The 14,177-nt window shown below is 66.4% G+C and carries 14 protein-coding genes; 8 read left to right on the top strand and 6 right to left on the bottom strand.

Features of this window, described 5'->3' with window-relative positions:
• Nucleotides 1-25 precede the first annotated feature (25 nt).
• From PRN20_RS01610 to PRN20_RS01600, 3 genes are all read left to right on the top strand, one after another.
• Nucleotides 26-703 carry a YggS family pyridoxal phosphate-dependent enzyme gene (locus tag PRN20_RS01610; protein WP_273955240.1) on the top strand — a complete coding sequence of 226 codons (678 nt, stop codon included), beginning with the start codon at nucleotides 26-28 and terminating at the stop codon, nucleotides 701-703.
• A 341-nt stretch (nucleotides 704-1,044) separates the two neighbouring features.
• Nucleotides 1,045-1,728 carry a response regulator transcription factor gene (locus PRN20_RS01605; RefSeq protein ID WP_273955239.1) on the top strand — a complete coding sequence of 228 codons (684 nt, stop codon included), beginning with the start codon at nucleotides 1,045-1,047 and terminating at the stop codon, nucleotides 1,726-1,728.
• 207 nt (nucleotides 1,729-1,935) lie between these two features.
• Nucleotides 1,936-2,388 carry a cyclic nucleotide-binding domain-containing protein gene (locus PRN20_RS01600; RefSeq protein ID WP_273955238.1) on the top strand — a complete coding sequence of 151 codons (453 nt, stop codon included), beginning with the start codon at nucleotides 1,936-1,938 and terminating at the stop codon, nucleotides 2,386-2,388.
• An 18-nt stretch (nucleotides 2,389-2,406) separates the two neighbouring features.
• Here PRN20_RS01600 and PRN20_RS01595 read toward each other — a convergent pair whose 3' ends face one another.
• The 6 genes from PRN20_RS01595 to PRN20_RS01570 form a co-directional block, all read right to left on the bottom strand.
• Nucleotides 2,407-2,793 (bottom strand): RidA family protein, encoded by a 387-nt coding sequence (locus PRN20_RS01595; RefSeq protein WP_273955236.1) that lies wholly within the window; start codon nucleotides 2,791-2,793, stop codon nucleotides 2,407-2,409.
• A gap of 8 nt (nucleotides 2,794-2,801) precedes the next feature.
• Nucleotides 2,802-3,608 carry an exodeoxyribonuclease III gene (gene xth / locus PRN20_RS01590; protein WP_273955235.1) on the bottom strand — a complete coding sequence of 269 codons (807 nt, stop codon included), beginning with the start codon at nucleotides 3,606-3,608 and terminating at the stop codon, nucleotides 2,802-2,804.
• A gap of 80 nt (nucleotides 3,609-3,688) precedes the next feature.
• The gene (locus PRN20_RS01585) at nucleotides 3,689-4,333 is read right to left on the bottom strand and encodes a LolA family protein (protein ID WP_273955233.1); all 645 of its coding nucleotides are present in this window, start codon (nucleotides 4,331-4,333) and stop codon (nucleotides 3,689-3,691) included.
• 79 nt (nucleotides 4,334-4,412) lie between these two features.
• Nucleotides 4,413-4,754, bottom strand: a complete 342-nt coding sequence (locus PRN20_RS01580; protein WP_273955231.1) for an ArsR/SmtB family transcription factor — start codon at nucleotides 4,752-4,754, stop codon at nucleotides 4,413-4,415.
• Complete coding sequence (locus tag PRN20_RS01575; protein ID WP_273955229.1) at nucleotides 4,754-5,401, bottom strand: SRPBCC family protein; 648 nt, start codon at nucleotides 5,399-5,401, stop codon at nucleotides 4,754-4,756. Before PRN20_RS01575 ends, PRN20_RS01580 begins: the two co-directional genes overlap by 1 nt.
• A 156-nt stretch (nucleotides 5,402-5,557) precedes the next feature.
• Nucleotides 5,558-8,218 (bottom strand): DNA translocase FtsK, encoded by a 2,661-nt coding sequence (locus PRN20_RS01570; RefSeq protein ID WP_273955227.1) that lies wholly within the window; start codon nucleotides 8,216-8,218, stop codon nucleotides 5,558-5,560.
• A 1,212-nt stretch (nucleotides 8,219-9,430) separates the two neighbouring features.
• Between PRN20_RS01570 and PRN20_RS01565 the strand changes: the two genes are divergently transcribed.
• From PRN20_RS01565 to PRN20_RS01545, 5 genes are read left to right on the top strand one after another with little or no spacing between them, the layout of a single operon-like run.
• Nucleotides 9,431-10,096, top strand: a complete 666-nt coding sequence (locus PRN20_RS01565; RefSeq protein WP_273955226.1) for a TetR/AcrR family transcriptional regulator — start codon at nucleotides 9,431-9,433, stop codon at nucleotides 10,094-10,096.
• Nucleotides 10,097-10,106: 10 nt separating this feature from the next.
• The gene (locus PRN20_RS01560; RefSeq protein ID WP_273955224.1) at nucleotides 10,107-11,054 is read left to right on the top strand and encodes an HlyD family secretion protein; all 948 of its coding nucleotides are present in this window, start codon (nucleotides 10,107-10,109) and stop codon (nucleotides 11,052-11,054) included.
• On the top strand, nucleotides 11,051-12,001 hold the full coding sequence (locus PRN20_RS01555) for an ABC transporter ATP-binding protein (RefSeq protein ID WP_273955223.1): 951 nt from the start codon (nucleotides 11,051-11,053) through the stop codon (nucleotides 11,999-12,001). Before PRN20_RS01560 ends, PRN20_RS01555 begins: the two co-directional genes overlap by 4 nt.
• On the top strand, nucleotides 11,998-13,131 hold the full coding sequence (locus tag PRN20_RS01550; RefSeq protein WP_273955222.1) for an ABC transporter permease: 1,134 nt from the start codon (nucleotides 11,998-12,000) through the stop codon (nucleotides 13,129-13,131). Before PRN20_RS01555 ends, PRN20_RS01550 begins: the two co-directional genes overlap by 4 nt.
• Before the next feature lie 48 nt (nucleotides 13,132-13,179).
• Nucleotides 13,180-14,169: an ABC transporter substrate-binding protein gene (locus PRN20_RS01545; RefSeq protein WP_273955221.1), complete on the top strand. Its 990-nt coding sequence runs from the start codon at nucleotides 13,180-13,182 to the stop codon at nucleotides 14,167-14,169.
• Nucleotides 14,170-14,177 lie beyond the last annotated feature (8 nt).

Below are 14,177 nucleotides of genomic sequence, written 5' to 3'. Positions count from 1 at the left end.
TATTGGCCGGTCAACAGAGAGCGCCATGCAGAACGCCCGAGAGAACGCCGCTGGGCGCCTTGAGATCATTCGCAATCGCATCGAACGGGCCCGTCGCCGTTTCGGAGCGCCGCCCGACAACGTCGAACTGGTGGCCGTCTCGAAGACGTTCGATGCCGAAGCAATCCGGCCGTTTCTGGACGCCGGGCAGCGCGTGTTCGGGGAAAACCGGGTGCAGGAGGCCAAGGAAAAGTGGCCCGAGCTGCGGGCTTCCTATGACGGCATACAGTTGCACCTGATCGGCCCGCTGCAGACCAACAAGGCGCGCGAGGCGGTGGCGCTGTTCGATGTCATCGAGACGGTCGACCGCGACAAGCTGGCGGGCGTGCTGAAGGTTGAGATGGACCGGGCAGGGCGGCAGCTGCCGGTCTTCGTCCAGGTCAATATCGGGCTCGAGGAACAGAAGGCGGGCATCGCGCCGGCGGAGACGCCGGCGTTCGTCGCCCGCTGCCGCGCCGAGCACGGACTCGATGTCGTGGGCCTCATGTGCATCCCGCCCGAGGGCGATCCGCCGGGGCCCTACTTCGCGCATCTCGCATCGTTGGCCCGCGACGCCGGCGTAGCCAGGCTCTCGATGGGGATGAGCAGCGACTTCGAGACCGCCATCGCCATGGGTGCAACGGATGTGCGTGTGGGGTCTGCCCTGTTCGGGACCCGCGGATAAGCTACCGGATGCTCGAGCTCGTCGAGGCATGACGCTTCGTCGCCTGGACGAGCAAGCCGTCGGGCCGGGCGTCAATATGACGCCATAGCATTGTTCTGTGCACGCGCTTCCGGGCAGAACGGCGCGGAAGGGTTCGCAAACGGTACCGTTCCGCACACACACAACGTCCCGGCTGTCAGCGTCCCGTCAGCTGGGTCTAGATAGGGCAAGGAAGGGAGCTTGAAACTTCCCATGTCAAATCACGTTCCTACCCCGTGTGACGGTGTAACGACGTTTTGATTGGCGGGGCCGATGGGCCCGGCCTAACTCAGGATTACTGGCCGATGGGGTGGGGTAACACCATGAATAGACGGCGCATTCTGATCGTCGACGATGACGCGGACCTTCGCAGGACACTGATTGAGCAGCTCAACCAGTACCGCGAGTTCGATCTTCTCGAGGCGGAAACAGCGGCAGACGCGCTGGGCAAGGTGCGCGGCGCGCATGTCGACCTGATGCTGCTCGATGTCGGGCTGCCCGACATGGACGGGCGCGAGGCGGTGAAGATCCTGCGTCGCGAGGGCTTCAAGAGCCCGATCATCATGCTGACCGCGCAGGACAGCGACGCCGACGAGATCCTCGGCCTCGAGTCGGGCGCCAATGACTATGTGACCAAACCCTTCCGCTTCTCGGTGCTGCTCGCCCGCATCCGGGCGTCGCTGCGCCAGCACGACCAGAGCGAGGACGTGGTCTTCACCATCGGACCGTACAGCTTCCAGCCCGCGGCCAAGCTCCTCGAGTCGCCTGATGGGGCGAAGGTGCGGCTGACCGACAAGGAAACGTCGATCCTCAAGTATCTCTACCGCCAGGGTCCCAAGACCATCACCCGCGAGATCCTGCTCAAGGAAGTGTGGGGCTACAACAACCGAGTCACCACGCACACGCTGGAGACGCACATCTACCGGTTGCGCCAGAAGATCGAGCGCGATCCCTCGAACGCCCGACTCCTCGTCACGGAAGAGGGTGGGTATCGGCTGGTACCATAGAGTACGGCCACCTGGCCGGGACGCGGGCCTACTCCCTCCCCGCGTCCCAGCCGGATTTCTCTGTCGGTGCATAACCCCGTGTGCTTTGTATCGATCGGGGTGAATTCGATTCCTGACATCGGGAAGAAATGCTCTATATCGGGGGTCGCGGCGAAGTCGCCGGGCGCCAGTCGCGCCTGCGGAACGCGACGCGGGAACTAGGGCGGTATGCAACTCGACGACGCGGCGACCATTCTGGGACGTGCGGATTTCTTCGAAATCTGCGACGCCGAGCAGCGGCGGCTGCTTGCGTTCGCTTCCGAGCGCAAGAAATTCCGGCCGGGAAGCGTCATCTATGCAGCCGGCGATGTTCCCGAAGGGGCGCATGTCCTCGTTTCAGGCACGGTGTCGAGCACGCAGGAGGGGGCGGAAGACAATCCGTTCCTGATCCACGATACGGGCTCGGTTCTGGGCGCCATGGCGCTGGTGGTGGCAAAGGCCAGGCCGGTGACGATCAAGGCGGTGGACGCGGTCGAGACGCTGTTCGTGCCGCGCACCGCCTTCATGAAGCTCGCCAACCAGTATCCTGACCTCGCGGCGCGCGCGGCTGACCGCATCCGGCGCGAGCTCTCGACCTACCTCGGCGCGATCGAGAGCGCCCGCGGGCGTTTCCGCAAGTAGCTCAACGTTCCACGTGAATCACTCGGCGACGACGGCCTCGGCCTCGATCTCGACCAGCCAGTCGGGATCGACGAAGGCCGTCACCTGCATCAGCGTCGTCACCGGGCGGATGACGCCGAAGACCTCGGCATGGGCACGGGCGGCCTCCTGCCACAAGGCGATGTCGGTCAGGATGATGCGGGTACGGGTCACGTCCTCGATCCGGGCGCCGGCATCCGCCAGCGCCTTGGAGACGATCTCGAGACAGCGTTTCGTCTGCCCGTAGGCATCACCGACCGCCGCTGTCCCGCCGCCCGCCTTGATCGGCGCGGTGCCCCCGACGACAACGATGTTGCCGACACGGACGGCCCGCGAGAAGCCGATGACGGGCTCGAGGTAGGAGCCGGAACTGACGAGTTGGCGCATGTCTATCCTCAGATGAAGCGCGTGATCACCGGAACGTGGTCCGACGGCTGGTTGCTCCAGCCTCGGGCCGGCCGGACAATCTCGGCGCCGACGGTGTGTTCGGCGATATCGGCCGTGGCCCAGATGTGGTCCAGGCGGCGGCCCTTGTCGGCTGCATCCCAGTCGCGGGCGCGGTAGCTCCACCAGGAGTAGAGTTTCTGGTCGGCCGGGAAGTGCTTGCGCACGACGTCGACCCAGCCATGGCCGCCGGAGAGCAGTTCGTTCAGCGCCTCGGTCTCGACGGGCGTGTGGCTCACCACCTTGAGCAGTTGCTTGTGGCTCCAGACATCGTGTTCGAGCGGGGCGATGTTGAAGTCGCCGCAGATCAGCTGGCGCTCCCGGAAATGATCCTCGCCGAACCAGGCCTTGAGTTCGCTCAGGAAGCCGAGCTTGTGCTTGAACTTGGGGTTGATCTCGGGGTCGGGTTCATCGCCACCGGCGGGGATGTAGAAGTTGTGAACCGTCAGCGGACCCTTGCCGAGATCGACGATCGCCGAAACGTGCCGGCTTTCCTCGATCTCGCAGAAGACGCGCGAGGAGATGTCGGTGAGCGGGAACTTCGAGACGATGGCGACGCCGTGATAGCCCTTCTGGCCGTGCACGGCCTGGTAGGGGTAGCCGGCGGCAGTCAGTTCCTTGCGCGGGAACTGGTCGTTCAGGCACTTGATCTCCTGCAGGCAGAGGACATCGGGCTGATACTGGCGCAGGAAATCGAGCACCAGCGGCAGGCGCAGGCGCACCGAGTTGATGTTCCAGGTGGCTAGGGATGTGGGCATGGAAAAGGCGCTCGGTGGGAACGGAGCGCCTCTTATGCAGACCGGGAGGAGGGGCGTAAAGCCGGTTCGCGCCGACCGCGTCAGCCTTCCTTGGGCGCCGAAACGGAGCGGAAGGTCGGGTCGATATAGAAGTAGGACCGGGGAATCTCGACGTTCTTGTCGACGTCATAGAGCGAGAAGGTCAGCTCGGACCCCGACGGCTCCGTCAGCGTCCACTGCTTGAGATCCTTGCTCTCGGTGTCGAACACCAGCGCGACACGGACGACCCCGGCCGGCGTGTCGTCCTGGAGCGTCAGCGAGAAGTAGTCGTCCGACTGCGCGACTGCGACGATGTTGGCCTTGAACAGGTTGATCTCGGCATCGAGGAACTGGCGCAGCGGTACCTTGTCCTGCGGGTAGGCGTACTGCGTCTGCTCCTTGCGATCGACGACGTAGAAGCCACGGCCGACCGAGACGATCTGCTCGGAGGAGGGCGGATTGTAGCGGAACAGGATCTTGCCGGGACGTTCAAGGAAGAACGTGCCCTCGATACGGCTGCCCTGGGTATCGATCTGGAGGAACCGGCCGACCATGGTCTTGATGGCCGAGTTGTGCTGGTTGATCTCGGTGATCAGCTGCCGCTCGGCGTCGGTAAGGGGGCGCGGTTCGGCGGCGCCCTGCGCCTGTGCAAGTGCCGGGAAGGCGGTGAACAGGGCGGCGAGGACGAGGAAGCTGCGGCGGATCATCTGGGCGTCTTTTCCTTGAGGCTCCGGAAACGTGAGCATGCCTCTAGATAGCAATTGCGGCAACAGCGGGAAGGTTCCTTCACGGTTCCTCGCCGCCGTTCGGACGTCGTTTCCCTCGCGCGACCTCGGTGGCGAGCGCCTCGAGCTTGTGGGACCAGAACCCGCGGAAGCGCTCGAGCCAGTCGTCGATGTCGCGCATGGGCGTGGGATCGAGCTGGTAGACACGGCGCGTTCCTTCGGGCCGAACGTGGGCGAACCCCGAGTCCCGCAATACCTTCAGATGCTGGCTGACAGCCGCCTGGGTGATGCCGAACTCGCGTGCGATCACATCCACCACCTCGCCGGACGCGTGTTCGCGCTCGGCGAGCAATTCGAGGATGCGGCGGCGGACGGGGTCGCCGAGGACGTCGAAGGCGTGCATCACATTTCCGGAGGAGGGGCCTCGCCCGTGAAGAACTGCCGCGTTGCCTCGGCGGCGGCAAGGGCATGGTCGTCATTCTCACCTGCCTTGATGGCGGCGGAACCCCAGCCGTCGCTGGCCGAGCGGATCATCTGCCTGGCCTCGTCGGACCCGAACCAGCCCTGGACGGCCTCCATCGCCACTTCGGCCTGCGGCTCGGCAAGATGACGGGCGAGGCCCATGAAGCCGAGGTCCCAGCCGACGCCCACGGCACCCGGGCCGAACTTGTCCCAATGGGGATCAACGGGGGCGATATGGGTGAGTTCGAGGCGAGTGCCGCTGCCTTCCGGCGAGAGGCGGATCTCGATCCAGCTCATCCCGCCCGCGAACTCCCAGGTTCCCGCGATGTGGCGGTTCGGCTCGCAAGCCGTGATGGTACCGGATGCATTGTTCTCGACGTGAAAGCGGCCGCCCAGCCTGAGGTCGCCGTCAATCCTGGCGAACCAGCGAGGCAGACGCTGCTGGTTGGTCAACGCGTCCCACAGGTCGGCGGCGTCGGTCTCGAAAGTGCGGGCGGCAATGACGGCCTTGGCCGGCTTGCCGTCGCGCTCGAGGTTCTCGACGGTGCGGGACATGGCACCCAGATGGGCGGCGAGATCGAATGGCATTGTCATACTCCTCTATATCAGTCGACGCTTATATAAGATCGACCTTATAGAGAGTCCAGCCGAAAGGTCTGCTGTTCCAACTGAAGAGACGGGAGCGCGATCCCCCAATGAGATCCTACCCCGGTTCGTACCGGGGGAGGACAAGTCGGGAATGCGTCAGTAGCCGTCGGCGTTGTTGCCGACGAGGATCTCGCGCTTGCCGGCATGGTTGGCGGCCGAGATGACGCCTTCCCGCTCCATGCGCTCGATGAGAGTCGCGGCCTTGTTGTAGCCGATGGCGAGGCGGCGCTGGATGTAAGAGGTCGAGACCTTCTTGTCCTGGAGGACGACGTTGACGGCCTTGTCGTAGAGCTCGTCGCCCGACCCGCCGTAGTCGTCGCCGCCACCGACCATGCCGTCTTCGTCGAGTTCATCCTCGTCGGCGGTGATCGATTCGAGATAGTCCGGCGCGCCCTGCGACTTGAGGTGATTGACGACGCTTTCGACTTCGCTATCGGCGACGAACGGGCCGTGCAGGCGCCGGATGCGGCCGCCGCCGGCCATGTAGAGCATGTCGCCGTTGCCGAGCAGCTGTTCTGCCCCCTGCTCGCCGAGGATGGTGCGGCTGTCGATCTTCGAGGTCACCATGAACGAGATGCGGGTGGGGAAGTTGGCCTTGATGGTGCCGGTGATGACGTCGACCGACGGGCGCTGCGTCGCGGTGATGACGTGGATGCCGGCAGCACGGGCCATCTGTGCCAGGCGCTGGACCGAACCTTCGATCTCCTTGCCGGCGACCATCATCAGGTCGGCCATCTCGTCGATGATGATGACGATGAAGGGCAGCGGCTCGAGGTTGAACTCCTCGCTCTCGAAGATCGCCTCGCCGGTTTCGCGGTCGAAGCCGGTCTGCACGGTGCGGGTGATCACCTCGCCCTTGGCCTTCGACTCGCCGACGCGCTGGTTGAAGCCGTCGATGTTGCGCACACCGATCTTCGACATCTTGCGGTAGCGGTCCTCCATCTCGCGGACGGCCCACTTGAGGGCAACCACGGCCTTGGAGGGATCGGTGACCACCGGCGTCAGCAGATGCGGGATGCCGTCATAGATCGACAGTTCCAGCATCTTGGGGTCGATCATGATCAGGCGGCACTGCTCGGGGGTCATCTGGTAGAGCAGGCTGAGGATGAAGGTGTTGATGCCCACCGACTTGCCCGAGCCGGTGGTGCCGGCGATGAGCAGGTGGGGCATGCGGGCGAGGTCGGCGATGATCGGCTCGCCACCGATGGTCTTGCCGAGGCAGATGGGGAGCTTGCCCTTCATCTTCTCGAAGTCGGACGAGGCCAGCATCTCGCGCAGGTAGACGGTCTCGCGCACCTCGTTGGGCAGCTCGATACCGATGGCGTTGCGGCCGGGAACGACGGCGACACGCACCGAGATGGCGCTCATCGAGCGGGCGATGTCGTCGGCGAGCGAAATGACGCGGCTCGATTTGATGCCGGGAGCGGGCTCGAGCTCGTAGAGGGTGACGACGGGGCCGGGGCGGACGTTGATGATGTCGCCCTTGACGCCGAAATCGGCGAGCACGGACTCGAGCTTGCGGGCCATGGCTTCCAGCCGCTCGGGCGCATGCTCGGGGCTCGCTCCCTTGTGCTTGGGCGGGGTGAGCAGGCTCAGCGCCGGCAGCTCGAAGCCCTGCTGCTCGTCGAGCAGCGAGCCCTGGGCCTCGCGGGCGGCGCGGGTGCCCTGCTGGACGCGCGGCGCCGGTGCGGCAACGCGCGGAGAAGCGGTTGCAGCGCTGGGATGGGCAGCAGGAGCATGGGGGATGGGGCCGGGGCTGCGGTTGGCCATGGGGCCGCGCAGCGGGGTCTGCATCTCCCAGCGCGCTGCGCCCAGACCATCCTCCTCGGGTTCCTCGGGATAGTCGTCGAAGGGCGGCTCCTCGTGGGCGCCGACGATCGAGCGGTGCTCGACGAAGGGCGCCTCGGGCTGCACCACGGGGACGGACGGGGCGTGATTGTGGAGGCTCGGCTCGACCGCTTCGCCGCGCCAGGCGTCGGCTTCGCGTTCGGCGGCGCGGCGCTCGGCGATGTGGGCCGACGCGCGCTTCACGGCGGCGCGGGCCGAAAAGCCCAGATGAACGGCGGCGCCGAGGATCACGTCGAAGACCGAATCGCGGTCAGGCCCATCATCGCGATCGTCGACGACGGGAGCGGCCTTGGCGGAGGCGGTGCGGGCCTTGCCCTTCGTCGCCTTGGGCAGATCGGGCAGGGTGACCTTGCCCAGGCCCATGGCGATCCAGAACAGCGCCAGGGTCGGGGCGGCGATGATGATGGCAAAGAGCACGGCCGTCACCGGCTGCGGGGCCTCACCGGTGGCGAGGGTCGCAAGATTGGTGAAGCTCTGGCCGATGAGACCGCCGAGCCCGGTGGGCAGCGGCCACGACTCGGGGGCAGCGATAAAGCCGAAGACGCCGCAGACGAGGATGCTCGAGCCGACCCAGGCCGGCACGCGCAGCGCCATGCGCGAAGGAATACGCTGGCGAACCATGGCCCAGCCCCAGAGCGCTGGCGGCACGAGCAGCACGAGAATGCCGAGGCCGAAGACCTGGAACGAGATGTCGGCGATCACCGCGCCCGGAAAGCCGAGCCAGTTCCGCGCCGGCTCGCCCGAGGCATAGGAGAAGCTGGGATCATCGACCGACCAGGTGGCGAGGGCCAGCATGACGATCGCCACCAGCCCCAGCGCGATGGCGCCCATGACGCGCGCCGGAATGCGAATCGCGATGGCAGGGCCGGAGGCCCGACGGGCGTCTTCGATGAGGTGCTGTGCAGGCATCGTCTGGGTACACTCTGAACTGGAACGCTGACCCGGCGCGCAGACGGCACGCCGATCCAAGACCCGATGCTAGGCGGTTAGGGTTAATCCGTTGCTAACCGGGGGATGGGGGCGGTGCGGTGGGTCCCGATAGTGCCGCGCTACCGACCCATCTCTCAACCAACACCAGCCACCCTCTTCACCTCCCCCTAGACGGAGGAGGCCGGGAGGGGGTGCGCCCCTCGCTCCAGCCCCGCCAGAGCCGCGCCAAGCGCACCACTTATCCCCCTCACCTCCGCCCCATGCGACTCTCCCCCCGTCCGCCGCACCGAAGCGAGATCATGACGAGTGGTTGGTGCAGCGGAGACCGGGTGGGTGGTGGTCGCATCATCCAGGCCCAAGTCTGAGCCGGTTCGCCCTCGGGCGCACTGTCATATCGCCGGGGCAGAGGCAGCTCTGCTCCAACGACCAGCTCTCCGTGGGGAGAGCGGACTGCCTGCCTGGAAACGTCCGGGGGTCACCTGTGACCCCCGAGGATCTGGACCAGCAGGACAGCTTCCACGGCTCGGGCGAGACGGTGTTGGGACCACGGTCCCGGGATCCGCTCCGGCAAAGCCCAAAACCCCGGCCGGCCGGCGAGGCGCGAGCCTCACAAACACTGCGGACTACCCGCGAGGGGCAATCGCCTCGCCGGCCCCGCTTCATCTCTCTTCGCGAGAGATGCGCTCTTTGAGAACTCCGAAGCCGCGTGGCTGTCGGATGCATCGGTATGTCCACCACCCCACCGGCTGTCATCCCTGCGCAAGCAGGGACCCAACCATCAGCCGGCGCCGGCGGTGAGATGGGTCCCTGCTTGCGCAGGGATGACATCGAGGGTGTCGCACCGCCCACGCCCCACCATCTACCGTCATCCCCGGGCTTGACCCGGGGACCCATGCGATGGCGCGGCTCCAACTCGAAGCCCGCAGCAACAGCCGCAATTTCCGGAAAGCACCCCCAGGACAGAGCTGCGGCCGGACAGTCAAGGAGGTTTCGACTGCCGGCCGCGCTTGGGGGCGTCCGCCGCAAGGGGACAAGGACAACGTTATCCTGGGCTCCGTTCGGTGTGCGTGATGCGGGCGTTAGCGTACACAGTTGGCCGAAAGTCGCGTGCTCGCCAGCCCGCAACTTGCAAATGACCGTCCGGTCAGTTATTACCTTACTGACCACGCAGTCAGTTACGGTTAAGCGGCAGTGAACGAAATCGAGAAAGATCGGGGGCCGAAATTCCGGCGGCGGGCGGAGGCCCGGCCGGACGAGGTGCTGGACGCGGCGCTGGCGCTGTTCATCGAGAAGGGCTTCGCCGCGACGCGGGTCGAGGACATCGCCAAGCGCGCCGGGCTCAGCAAGGGCGCCGTCTATCTCTACTTTCCCTCCAAGGAGGCGGTGCTCGAGGCGCTGGTGCGGCGGGCGATCGTCCCGATCGCCGATTCGGCGTTGCAGACGCTGCACGACTACGAGGGGGACCCGCGGATCGTCATCGGGCTGGTGCTCAACATGCTGGCCGCCCGACTGAGCGATCCCAGGATCCTCGCCATGCCCAAGCTGATCTTCCGCGAGGTGCTGGGCTTTCCGGAGCTGGCCCAGATGTACCGGCGCGAGGTGATCGACCGGGTCATCCCCGCGGTGGAAGGGCTGATCCGGCGCGGCATCGATCAGGGTTACCTGCGTCAGGTCGACCCCAGCCTGACCATCCGGTCGATCATCGGTCCATTGCTGCTCCATGTCGCCATGGCCGAGCTCTTCGGGATCATGCCCGAGGGCGGGCTGCACCTCGACAAGCTGGTCGACAACCACCTCAGCATCCTGTTCGACGGGTTGAGCGCGCCGCCGAGCGCCAAGACCTGGTCGGCGAGCTAGAGAGAGGGAAGTGGAAACGTTCCTTGCCTGGCTCACCGGCCTCATCGCGATTGTCATCCCCGGCTTCGGGGCGACGACCGAGTCGACATTCAATGGCTATATCGAGGCGCGCTACGTCTATGCGTCGCCAGTCAGCGCCGGCCAGATCGAGACCATCTCGGTCAAGGAGGGCGACGAGGTGCTCGCGGGCGACCTCCTGTTCCGGCTCAAGCAGGACCAGCAGATCTCGCTGCTGCAGGCGGCCGAAGCCCGCGTCACGGCGGCCGAGGCAGCCTATGCGAACCTCACGACGGGCGGCCGCGAGGATGAGCTCGATGTGGCGCGGGCGAGCCTCCAGAAGGCGGAGGCCGACCTTGACCTCGCCCGCGAGAGCGCCGCGCGCACGCAGAAACTGTTCGACCAGGGACTGGTGCCGCGCTCGCAGCTCGACCAGGACATCGCCACCCAGAAGAGCGCCGAGGCGCTGGTGAATCAGCTTTCGGCCCAGCTGAAGGTGACCGAGCTGCCGGCACGCGATGCCCAGCAGCAGCAGGCCGAGGCCAATCTGGCGGCGGCGCGTGCCGATGCCGAGAAGGCCAGATGGGACCTTGCCGACCGCACCATCACGGCGCCGGTGGCGGGCCGGATCGAAAAGGTGTTCTTCGATCCCGGCGAGATCGTCCAGGCGGGAACGCCGGTGATGTCGATCCTGCCCAAGGGGGCGCTCAAGGTGAAGTTCTACCTGCCCGAAGCGGAGCGGGCGGCCTTCGCCATGGGCGACACGGTAGGGGTCAATTGCGACGGTTGCCCCGACGGGCTGACGGCGACGATGAGCTTTTTCGCCTCGGACCCGCAGTTCACCCCGCCGGTGATCTATTCGCGCGACGAGCGGGAGCGGCTCACCTTCCTCGCCGAGGCGACGCTCACCGGCGCGGCATTACCGCCGGGCCAGCCGGTGACGGTGGAGCGGCTCAAGTGAGCACCGAGCTGGTCATCGACGTCAAAGGCCTGACCAAGAGTTTCGGGCCCAAGCGCGTGGTCGACCATTTCGATATCCAGGTGCCCAAGGGGGCGATCTACGGCTTCCTCGGGCCGAACGGCTCGGGCAAGACCACCACCATCCGCATGCTCTGCGGGCTGCTGACGCCGGACGAGGGCGAGGGGACCTGCCTCGGCTTCGACGTGCGGAAGCAAGCCGACCAGATCAAGGAGCAGGTCGGCTACATGACGCAGAAGTTCTCGTATTACGAGGACCTGTCGATCCGCGAGAACCTCGACTTCGTGGCGCGCATGTACCGGCTCGACCGACGCAGGCAGCGGGTGGACGAGGCGCTGGAGCACCTGGGGCTGGCCGATCGGCAGAAGCAGCTCGCGGGCTCGCTGTCGGGCGGCTGGAAGCAGCGCCTCGCGCTGGCCGCGTGCCTGCTGCACGATCCCAAGCTGCTGCTGCTCGATGAGCCGACGGCGGGCGTCGACCCCAAGGCGCGGCGCGACTTCTGGGACGAGATCCGGCGGCTCTCGGCGCAGGGCGTCACGGTGCTGGTCTCGACCCACTACATGGACGAGGCGGTGCAGTGCGACTTCATCACCTACATCGCCTACGGCAAGAAGCTGATCGACGGGCCCTCGGCGCTCATTCCTGAAATGGTGGGGCTCGAGACCTGGCGTGTGTCCGGGCCCAACCTGATGGGACTCGAGGATCGGCTGCTGGCGGAGCCCGGCGTCGAGCAGGTTGCCCGCTTCGGTACGGTGCTGCATGTCTCGGGGACGGACCGGGAGGCACTGCGTGCCACGGTCGAGCGGCTGAAGGCGGAAGGGACGCACGACTGGAGCCTGCAGGTCGCGGGGCTCGAGGAGGCCTTCATCTACCTGATGGCGGGGGCGCGGGACAATTTCGCCGGCGATGGCGGGAAGAAGGTGGCATGAGCGGCTTCTTCTCGATCCAGCGCTTCGGCGCCGTGCTCTACAAGGAGTTCATCCAGATGCGGCGCGACCGCATCACCTTCGGGATGATGATCGGGCTGCCGATCGTCCAGCTGTTCCTCTTCGGTTTTGCCATCAACTCGGACCCGCGCCACCTGCCGACGCTGGTCGAGGTCGGCGACAACGGGCCGCTGACCCGCGCCGTCATCGCGGGGATGCAGAACTCGACCTATTTCGACTTCAAGGGCGGCGTGGCCGGGGTGGGGGCCGGCGAGGAGGCGCTGCGGCGGGGCGAGGCCAATTTCGTCGTCGTCATCCCGCGCGATTTCGAGCGCGACGTGATCCGCGGGCGAAGCCCGGAAATCCTCGTTGCCGCCGATGCCTCCGACCCCTCGGCGACGGGCGGGGCGGTGTCGGCGCTGAACGGCATCGTCAATGTGGCGATCGCCGAGACGCTCACCGGGCCGCTGGCGCAGCAGGCGGCAGCGCCCGCCTTCTCGATGATCGTCCACCGCGAGTACAACCCGGAGGGCAAGACCTCGACCAATATCGTGCCGGGCCTGCTCGCCATCATCCTCTCGATGACCATGGTGATGATCACCGCCATCGCCATCGTCAAGGAGACGGAGCGGGGCACGATGGAGATGCTGATCGCGACGCCGGTGCGGCCGCTCGAGGTGATGCTGGGCAAGATCCTGCCCTATGTGTTCGTCGGCTATGTGCAGACGATCGTCTTCCTCATCGCGGCGCAGCTGGTGTTCGGGGTGCCCTTCGAGGGCAGCTTCTGGGCCTTCTACCTGGGGTTCAACCTCTTCGTCCTCGTGAACCTCTCCCTCGGCTTCCTGATCTCGACGGCGGCCAAGAGCCAGATGCAGGCCATGCAGCTGAGCTTTTTCACCATCCTGCCGTCGATCCTGCTCTCAGGCTTCATGTTTCCATTCGCCGGCATGCCGGGCTGGGCCCAGACGCTTGGGCAGGCGGTGCCGGCGACGCATTTCCTGCGCGTCGTGCGCATGGTGATGCTGAAGGGGGGCGATGTCGCCGACGTCACGCGTGAACTCTGGGCGCTGGCGGCGATCCTGCTCGTCATCTCGGGCGTCGCCATGCTGCGCTACCGGCAGACGCTGGACTAGCGGGCCGCCGGAGGACATAGCTCTCGCCGGGTTTCGACGGAGGCACCGATGCGAATGCTGGCCGGATTGGTGGCGGTGCTCCTCCTCGGAGGGCAGGCGAGCGCGGCCGAGTGCGGGCCGGGGACCCACCAGTTCGCCCACCGGCTGCTGGCGGAGCCCGTGTGCGTGCCGGACGATCCGCAACGCGTGGCCTTCATCGACAGCAATATCGCCTTCGCGGTGGCGCTCGACATTCCGTCGGTGACGACGAGCTACTATTCGAGCGTCATGGTGCAGGATTTCCCGGGCGTTGCTGGGCGGCTCGACCCCAAGGCGACCGAAGTCGGCAACACCTGGGAGATGAACGGGGAGCTGCTGCTGCTCGCTGATCCGGACCTCGTCGTCACCTCGATCTACTGGGACGCGGCCAACGGATTTGCCCGCGCGCTGGCGCCGACGGTGGCGATCGATCCCGACAAGGCGACCTCGTGGCGCGAGGTGCCGGCGCTGGTGGCGGAACTGTTCGGCAAGCAGGCCGAACAGCAGGCGCTGGACGCGGCGCTCGATGCCCGCCTTGTGGCATTCCGGGCGGCACTGGGTGATGCGCCTGCGACCTTCACCTTCGTCCAGGTGGAATCGCCGACCCAGCTGTGGCTGTTCACCAGCAAGACCTTCGGGGCGGAGCTGGCGCTGGAGGCGGGTTTGCGGTTCGCGCCGCAGGTGCTGGCGCCCGAGGCGGCGGCAAAGGTCGCGCAGGGCGGGCCGTTCGCCTATCCGGTGTCGCTGGAGCAGATCGACCAGATCGAGGCCGACCATATCTTCGTCTATGCCATGACCGGGTCGGATGCGCGCCAGATGCTGCTCGAGACGCCGATCGGGGCGCGCTTTGCCGAGCTGCACGCCAGGGAGCTGCATTTCCTCGCCGGCGAGTACTGGTTCAACGCCAGCGCCTTTGCGGGGCAGCGCGTGCTGGACGATCTGATCCGCGACGTGCTCGGCCGCGAGCCCGGCAAGGTGTCGCCGAACCCGTTGGCCTGGAGCTACGCGGTGGCGCGCTAGCGGTCGGT

It is taken from the genome of Devosia sp. ZB163, assembly GCF_028613635.1.
Classification (GTDB): Bacteria; Pseudomonadota; Alphaproteobacteria; order Rhizobiales; family Devosiaceae; genus Devosia_A.
Note: the sequence above shows the minus strand (reverse complement) of the source record. Positions and strands in the feature narration are given on the sequence as shown.